This is a genomic window from Bradyrhizobium sp. PRIMUS42 (assembly GCF_023006515.1).
Lineage (GTDB): Bacteria > Pseudomonadota > Alphaproteobacteria > Rhizobiales > Xanthobacteraceae > Bradyrhizobium.
This window is the reverse complement of the sequence record NZ_JALBGZ010000627.1, coordinates 1-3701: the sequence shown is the minus strand read 5'-3', so window position 1 is coordinate 3701 and position 3701 is coordinate 1. Positions and strand designations below refer to the sequence as shown.

The following is a 3701-nucleotide window of genomic DNA, read 5'->3' as shown; positions in this document are numbered from 1 at the left end:
AAGCGCACCAGCGCCGCGTTGACGCTCATGATGCCGGCCGCGCCGAAGCCCTGGATGATGCGCGCGATCGTCAGCAGCGGCAGCGTATGCGCCAGCGCGCAGAAGGCGGACGCCAGCGTGAACAGCACCAGCCCGACCAGATAGACGCGGCGATAGCCGACGATCTCGCCGAGCGAAGCCAGCGGCAGCAGCGAGATCGTGATCGCGAGCTGGTAGCCGTTGACGATCCAGATCGAAAAGGCCGGACTCGCATCCAGGTCGGCCGCGATCGTCGGCAGCGCGACATTGGCGATGGCGCTGTCGACCACCGCCATGATGATGCCGAGCGCAATGGTCAGCACCGCCTGGTTGCGCTGCGGCTGCGGCAGGCCGTCGGCATGCTCGATCGGGGCAGACGACATGATGGAGGCGCGCTTGATTCGAGCCGTGATTCATCTCCGAATAGGAAATTGCCGGATTGACGGCAACCCGTCAGGATACCAGCAGTTCCCGTAACGGCGCCGCGAACATGGATTTGGACGGCCGGCGCAGCCCTACCAGCGCGCTGTCGATTTTCCGAACATGTAGAGTGCGATGAGGCCGAACGTCACTGCCGTGGAGGAGATGATGACGGCGCGAACCCAATCGATCCGCTGTCGCTCCGCGCGGTTGAAATTGAGCACCATGAACAGGGCCTTCATGGCAAATCGGCGCATCGGGAGCCTCGCGACGGCCGCAGAATGTCACGGCCGATGCAAGCGGGCTTGATGCAGCTCAAGGGTCCTAGACCGCCGGCGGGTTCCGGTCGGTGAAGGTCGTCCGCTGGTGCCAGTAGGGGTAGGGCAGAGTGACCTTGCTCGCCGCGTCGAGCTTTGCGACCTGGTCCTTGGTCAGCGACCAGCCGACCGCGCCGAGATTTTCGCGGAGCTGCGTCTCGTTGCGCGCGCCGATGATCAGTGTCGACACGGTGGGGCGCTGCAGCAGCCAGTTCAGCGCGATCTGCGACACGCTCTTTCCGGTTTCCGTCGCGACCTCGTCGATGGCCTCGACGACACGATAGACGTGCTCGTCCGGCACCGGCGGGCCGAAATCGGCCGTCTTGGGCAGGCGGCTCACCTCGGGCTTCGGCTGACCCCGGCGGATCTTGCCGGTGAGGCGTCCCCAGCCGAGCGGCGACCAGACCACGGCGCCCAGCCCCTGGTCGAGGCCGAGCGGCATCAACTCCCATTCGTAGTCGCGCCCGATCAGCGAATAATAGGTCTGGTTGGCGACGTAGCGCGGGAAGCCATGCTTGTCGGCAACAGAGAGCGATTTCATCAGGTGCCAGCCGGAGAAATTCGAAACGCCGACGTAGCGGATCTTGCCGGCGCGCACGAGCACGTCGAGCGTGCCGAGCACCTCTTCGGGCGGAGTGAAGGCGTCGAAGCCATGAAGCTGGAACAGATCGATGTAGTCGGTGCCGAGCCGGCGCAGCGAACCGTCTATGGCTGCGAGCAGATGCTGCCGTGACGAGCCGATGTCGTTGGGACCGTCGCCGAAGCGGAAGGTTGCCTTGGTTGAGACCAGGACCTTGTCGCGGCGGCCTTTGATGGCTTCGCCGAGCACACGCTCGGACTCGCCGAGCGAATAGACGTCCGCGGTGTCGAACATCGACACGCCGGCCTCGAGACAGATGTCCAGCAGGCGCCGGGCTTCGGTCGCATCCGTCGTGCCCCACGCCGCGAGGCGGCCGACACCGCCGAACGTGCCGGTCCCGAGACTCAAGGCGGGCACCATGAGGCCCGACCGGCCCAAGCGTCGGTATTCCATCGATATGCTCCTCGGCTGACTGCTGATTGTTCGTCGCGGTCCTGGTGCCGAAGTTAGCGCAAGCGAACGCCTTGTCCTATCATGCGCTCACATACCGGCCCTGCTTGGGAGCAGCCTAGTCGTGCAGCAGCATGTCATCGAACGCTGCATCGGCGACCTGCGAGCGGACCGCTTTCGCCTGAGCCTCGCTTCTCGTTACAGGTGAGAGAAGGCAGGCGCGTTCGCTGTCATGCGCTGGCCGCGGCAAAAGTGTCAGGCCCCAGCCGACCAGAACCAGCACCGCAAGTCGGATCGCGATCACACCCAGCAACAGCTCCGATCCGCTTATCGTGGTGCGCGTCCTCATGTGCGCCAGCCTGATGCACGGAGCGCAACAAGACAATCTGGAATTGGCGAGCCTTGTCTTCGTCGCAAACGAAGGCTCGCGGCGATGACCGCTCGGCAACCGGCATGAGACAGAGTTGGTGGAAGCGCCTCGCCGCGCTCGAGCGCTGGGCGCAGTCCCTCGATGATCAGCCCACGCAATGTCCGAGCAATTCCGGATGCGCGGCGCAGATGTGATGCGCACCGGCGTCCCTGAGCTCGGCCTCGCTGCCATAGCCATAGAGCACGCCGATGGCGGTCATGCCGTTGGTGCGGGCGCCGACCACGTCATGGCTGCGGTCGCCGATCATGACCGCACCGCTCGCATCGACCCTGGTCTCGTCGAGCGCGTAGCGCAGCAGGTCGCGCTTGTCGACGCGCGTGCCGTCGAGCTCGGAGCCGAACACACGCTCGAAATAGGGCTTCAGGCCGAAATGATCGACGATGCGGGTGGCGTAGACCGCGGGCTTGCTGGTCGCGACGAACATGCGCGGCGTCGTCGCGGTCAGCGTCGTCAGCGTGTCCACGATGCCGGCATAGGCTTCGTTCTCGAACAGGCCGATATCGCTGAAGCGCTCGCGATAGAGCAGCAGCGCGCGGTCGGCGAGTTCGTCGGTTCCGGTGAGCTTCTTCAGGCTGGCATGCAGCGGCGGCCCGATGCACCAGGTCAGTTCGTCCTCGCTCGGCACCGCGACGTCCAGCCGCTCCAGCGCGTACTGGATCGAGCGCGTGATCCCCGGCTTCGGGTTGGTCAGCGTGCCGTCGAGATCAAAAAAGATTGTCACCATCCGGGCGGGACCTGCGTTGATACTGCCGTCTGTTGCTAGTTGGCTGGGGTTCCAAGTCAAGGTCCGATTTTGGTCGATTGCATCGATGCCATGCGAATAGCTCGGTTTATCGCTGTCTTGTGCCTGGCCCTCTGGCTGTCGCCGGCGCTCGCAGAGGAGGCGCCGCCGCCCGTCGCGCCTCCGAAGGCGGAGGAGCCCGCGAAGCCGGCGGAGAAGCCGGCTGACGCGCGCGAGAGCGATACGCGGGAGTCGATCTGCCTGATCGTGGAGGCGGCCGCGCGCGATGCCAATCTTCCGCTGGAATTCTTCGCCCGGGTGATCTGGCAGGAGAGCCGCTTTCAAGCCGATGCGGTGGGCCCCACGACGCGCAGCGGCGAGCACGCACAGGGGATCGCGCAGTTCATGCCGGGCACCGCCAGCGAGCGCGGGCTGCTCAATCCGTTCAATCCGGTGCAGGCATTGCCGAAGTCGGCGGAGTTCTTGAGCGAGCTGCGCAGCCAGTTCGGCAATCTCGGCCTTGCCGCGGCGGCTTACAATGCCGGTCCGCGGCGCGTGCAGGAATGGCTCGCCGGCACCGGGTCGATGCCGGAGCAGACCCGCAACTACGTCTTCGCCATCACCGGCACGAGCGTCGATGCCTGGGCCAAGGCGGGAGCGACCGGCAAGGGCCCGCCGAGTTCGCCGCCGACCAGCTGCCGTGATCTGATGGCGCTGCTCAAACGCGCGCCGAATGCCTTCGTCGCCGAGCTCGAGCAGCATGTG

Annotated in this window: 6 protein-coding genes; 1 reads left to right on the top strand and 5 read right to left on the bottom strand. The window is 65.6% G+C overall.

Features of this window, described 5'->3' with window-relative positions; genetic code table 11:
• From MOV75_RS30725 to MOV75_RS30705, 5 genes are all read right to left on the bottom strand, one after another.
• The coding region (locus MOV75_RS30725; RefSeq protein ID WP_247007193.1) for an MFS transporter at positions 1 to 401 on the bottom strand (401 nt) is incomplete at its 3' end.
• Between the two features lie 132 nt (positions 402 to 533).
• Positions 534 to 695 carry a hypothetical protein gene (locus MOV75_RS30720; RefSeq protein WP_246931468.1) on the bottom strand — a complete coding sequence of 54 codons (162 nt, stop codon included), beginning with the start codon at positions 693 to 695 and terminating at the stop codon, positions 534 to 536.
• Between the two features lie 67 nt (positions 696 to 762).
• Positions 763 to 1788, bottom strand: a complete 1026-nt coding sequence (locus MOV75_RS30715; protein WP_246931471.1) for an aldo/keto reductase — start codon at positions 1786 to 1788, stop codon at positions 763 to 765.
• A gap of 115 nt (positions 1789 to 1903) precedes the next feature.
• On the bottom strand, positions 1904 to 2134 hold the full coding sequence (locus MOV75_RS30710) for a hypothetical protein (RefSeq protein WP_246931473.1): 231 nt from the start codon (positions 2132 to 2134) through the stop codon (positions 1904 to 1906).
• Positions 2135 to 2300: 166 nt separating this feature from the next.
• The gene (locus tag MOV75_RS30705) at positions 2301 to 2939 is read right to left on the bottom strand and encodes an HAD family hydrolase (RefSeq protein WP_247007191.1); all 639 of its coding nucleotides are present in this window, start codon (positions 2937 to 2939) and stop codon (positions 2301 to 2303) included.
• A 90-nt stretch (positions 2940 to 3029) separates the two neighbouring features.
• Here MOV75_RS30705 and MOV75_RS30700 point away from each other — a divergent pair.
• Positions 3030 to 3701 (top strand): lytic transglycosylase domain-containing protein (locus MOV75_RS30700; protein ID WP_247007190.1); only part of this gene is annotated, 672 nt, incomplete at its 3' end.

Bases quoted from the DNA above. Each gene is read 5' to 3' on its own strand.
- MOV75_RS30710 (WP_246931473.1), bottom strand. From the start codon at position 2,134: ATGAGGACGCGCACCACGATAAGCGGATCGGAGCTGTTGCTGGGTGTG.
- MOV75_RS30720 (WP_246931468.1), bottom strand. From the start codon at position 695: ATGCGCCGATTTGCCATGAAGGCCCTGTTCATGGTGCTCAATTTCAAC.
- MOV75_RS30705 (WP_247007191.1), bottom strand. From the start codon at position 2,939: ATGGTGACAATCTTTTTTGATCTCGACGGCACGCTGACCAACCCGAAG.
- MOV75_RS30715 (WP_246931471.1), bottom strand. From the start codon at position 1,788: ATGGAATACCGACGCTTGGGCCGGTCGGGCCTCATGGTGCCCGCCTTG.